This is a genomic window from Sphingomonas sp. CCH9-F2 (genome assembly GCF_001556735.1).
GTDB lineage: Bacteria > Pseudomonadota > Alphaproteobacteria > Sphingomonadales > Sphingomonadaceae > Sphingomonas > Sphingomonas ginsenosidimutans.
This window is the reverse complement of the sequence record NZ_LSJO01000558.1, coordinates 1-3,361: the sequence shown is the minus strand read 5'-3', so window position 1 is coordinate 3,361 and position 3,361 is coordinate 1. Positions and strand designations below refer to the sequence as shown.

Annotated in this window: 3 protein-coding genes; 2 read left to right on the top strand and 1 reads right to left on the bottom strand. The window is 63.4% G+C overall.

Features of this window, described 5'->3' with window-relative positions; all coding sequences use genetic code 11:
• Together AX685_RS15745 and AX685_RS15740 are read left to right on the top strand one after the other, a co-directional pair.
• Nucleotides 1-734: HAD-IC family P-type ATPase (locus AX685_RS15745; RefSeq protein WP_156445857.1), on the top strand; the 734-nt coding region annotated here is incomplete at its 5' end.
• A complete protein-coding gene (locus AX685_RS15740; protein WP_042469173.1) occupies nt 731-1,480 on the top strand; it encodes an HAD-IIB family hydrolase in 750 nt (249 codons plus the stop codon). The genes AX685_RS15745 and AX685_RS15740, both read left to right, overlap by 4 nt.
• A 196-nt stretch (nt 1,481-1,676) precedes the next feature.
• Here AX685_RS15740 and AX685_RS15735 read toward each other — a convergent pair.
• Nucleotides 1,677-3,361 (bottom strand): Tn3 family transposase (locus AX685_RS15735; RefSeq protein WP_231738937.1); only part of this gene is annotated, 1,685 nt, incomplete at its 5' end.

Sequence of the window (3,361 nt, the reverse complement as noted above, 5' to 3'; positions counted from 1 at the left end):
GCGTCACCGCGAGCGTGGATGGCGAGACGGTGTGGATCGGCAAGGCCGAGATGTTCGGAAGTGAGGGCATTCCGGCGCTGGGGCAGGGCGCGCAGGACGCAATCGCGAAGCTGCGCGAGAACGGCCGCACGACAATGGTGGTCCGCAAGGGGGACCGCGACCTGGGCGCGATCGGCCTGATGGACACGCCTCGCGAAGCTGCCAAGACCGCGTTGCGTCGGCTGCACGAGATGGGCGTGTCGCGGATGATAATGATCTCCGGCGATCACCAGAAAGTCGCCGAAGCGATCGCCGACGAAGTCGGGATCGACGAAGCGTGGGGCGACCTCATGCCCGAAGACAAGGTTGCCGCGATCAAGAAGCTCGCCGGCGAAGACAAGGTCGCGATGGTGGGCGACGGCGTGAACGATGCGCCGGCGATGGCAAGCGCCACGGTCGGCATCGCGATGGGCGCGGCGGGGTCGGACGTTGCGCTGGAGACAGCCGACGTGGCGCTGATGGCCGACGATCTGGCGCACCTGCCATTCGCAGTCGGTCTTAGCCGCCATACCCGTGGAATCATCCGGCAGAACGTCTTCGTCAGCCTGGGTGTCGTCGCCTTCCTGGTGCCTGCTACCATCCTCGGCCTCGGCATTGGGCCAGCGGTGGCGGTTCATGAGGGATCGACGCTGCTCGTCGTCATCAATGCGCTCAGGCTGCTCGCCTACCGCGATCCGGCAGGGAAGGCGGCATGAAGTGGCTGATCGCCTTCGACCTCGACGGCACGCTTGCCGAGAGCAAGCGGCCGTTATCGGAGGATATGGCCGCAATCCTCGCCCGATTGCTCGCCATCACGGATGTGGCGGTGATCTCGGGCGGGGACTGGCCGCAGTTCGAAAAGCAGATCGCCTCGCGCCTTCCTGCCGGCGTCGCGCTCGACCGTCTCTGGTTGATGCCGACCACAGGCACGAAACTCTATCGGTTCATCAATGGCGCTTGGCGCGCGGTCTATGCCGAACTGTTCGACGACGCGGAGAAGGCGAAGATCCGCATGGCCTTCGATCAGGCGCTGACCGATGCCGGTCTCGCCGACGAACGTATCTGGGGCGAACGGATCGAGGACCGGGGCAGCCAGATCACCTTTTCGGGCCTGGGGCAGGCAGCGCCGCTGAAGGAAAAGGAAGCGTGGGATCCTGACCGAAAGAAGAGGACCGCGTTGCAGGCCACGTTGCGCGCGAAGCTGCCGGAGCTCTCGATCAATCTCGGTGGCACGACATCGATCGACGTGACCAGAGCAGGGATCGACAAGGGCTATGGCCTGAAGCGCCTGAGTGCCGAGAGCGGTGTCCCGCTCGACGGGATGCTGTTCATTGGGGATGCGATATTCCCCGGTGGGAATGACTATCCCGCTGCTGAAATCGGCCTCGACACAGTGAGGGTGCGCGACGTCGCGGAAACCACCGCCGTCGTGACCGCCATCATCGCGTGTCTGCACCGATAGGATCAAGATACATGGTCGGCTCCATCGCGGAATGCCGCATTGTCAAAGCTCTGGCTTCTGTCGCTTAGGGCAGCGCTTCCTAAAACGAAAAGAAGGCAATGTGCGCGTCTCCGCGAACAAAGCCTCCAGCGATCAATCTAAGAGATTCCGCCGCGCTTCTCAATCGTAGGGGGCGTTTGCGGGAGGGGGCGGAATCCTACGCTAAGGATTTGGGCCAGCGATATTCCCCGGTTGGATTGATGTGTTCCCATCCCAACGGCGAGACGTGGGCGAGTAGATCAGGCGCGATATGGGTACCGCTGGCGGCCCGGGTATTGACGACCTCGCCGAGCTTCATGGTGTTCCAGAATATGATGATGGCGGCGAGCAGGTTCATTCCGGCGATGCGATAGTGCTGGCCTTCGCCGGATCGATCCCGGATTTCACCTCGGCGGTGGAAGCTGATGGCGCGCTTTAGGGCGTGGTGGGCCTCACCCTTGTTGAGGCCGATCTGAGCCTGGCGCTGGAGGCCGGCATCAAGAATCCAGTCGATCATGAACAGGGTTCGCTCGATGCGGCCCACCTCTCGCAATGCGAGGGCCAGCTCATTCTGGCGCGGGTAAGAGGCGAGCTTGCGAAGAATCTGGCTGGGGGCGACGATCCCCGCTGCGATCGTCGCCATGATGCGCAGGATGTCGGGCCAGTTGCGCTCGATGTGCGGTTCATTGATCTTACCTCCGACCAGCGCTCGCACATTGGCCGGCGTCGCGTTGGGCGTGAAGGCATAGAGTCTTTTCTGAGGGAGATCGCGGATACGGGGGGCGAACCTGTAGCCGAGCAAGGCGCAGGCGGCGAACACATGATCGGTGAAGCCGCCCGTGTCGGCAAAATGCTGGCGAACGCGGCGGCCCGCGTCATTCATGAGCAGCCCGTCCAGGATATAGGGAGCCTCGCTGACCGTTGCCGGGATCACCTGGGTTGCGAACGGCGCATATTGATCGGACACATGGCTGTATCCCTTGAGGCCCGGGACGTTGCCATATTTCGCGTTGATCAGATTCATCGCCTCGCCCTGCTCGGTAGCAAGGAAGAACTGCCCGTCGCTGGATGCCGATTGCCCTTGTCCCCAGAAGGCGGCCATGGGCAGGGCGGCGTGGGCCTCCACGATCATGGCGAGCGCCCGATCATAGGCGCTGCCTTCGACATGCCAGCGCGCGATCCGCAGCAATTCCCAGAAGCTGTGCGTGTTGGTCGCCGCCGCCATCTTGCGCAAACCGAGATTGACGCCTTCCGCCAGCAACACGTTCATCAGGCCGATCCGGTCGCTGCAGGGCGCGCCGGTGCGCAGATGCGTGAACGCCTCGGAAAATCCGGTTCGCTCATCGACTTCCAGCAACAGATCGGTGATCCTCGCGGGCGGGAGCTGTTGATAGAGATCGAGCACGAGATCCTCGGCCCCTTCGGGCGTGTCGGCCCTCAGCTTGTCGATGTGCAGCTTGCCGTTCTCGATGATGCCGCCTGGGATCGTGCCGGTTCGCGCCGCGCGGCCAAACTCCTTCAGCCGTGTATCCAGTCGAGCCCTGCGCTCGGCCAGCCATTCGCCGGGTCGCAGCGGCACGGCGAGCCGCGCGGTCTGCTCTATCGCCTGTGGCGGGACCAGAAGCTGCTTGAGGTCGCCATAGCGGCGCGATCCCGCCAACCATATGTCACCGGACCGGAAGGCGTCGCGGATGTGGAACAGCACCGCGATTTCCCAAAGCCGGTGGTCGCCGCTGGGCTCAGCGCGAAGATGACGATGCCATTTCGAGTTGGGACGTAGAAAATCCACCGGCGGATCGACCTTGATCCGGGGACCGGTGAGAGGATGGTCGAAAACGTACGCTCTCATGACTGCCATCCGAG

Coding starts and splice junctions, on each gene's coding strand:
- AX685_RS15740 (WP_042469173.1), top strand. CDS start 731: ATGAAGTGGCTGATCGCCTTCGACCTCGACGGCACGCTTGCCGAGAGC.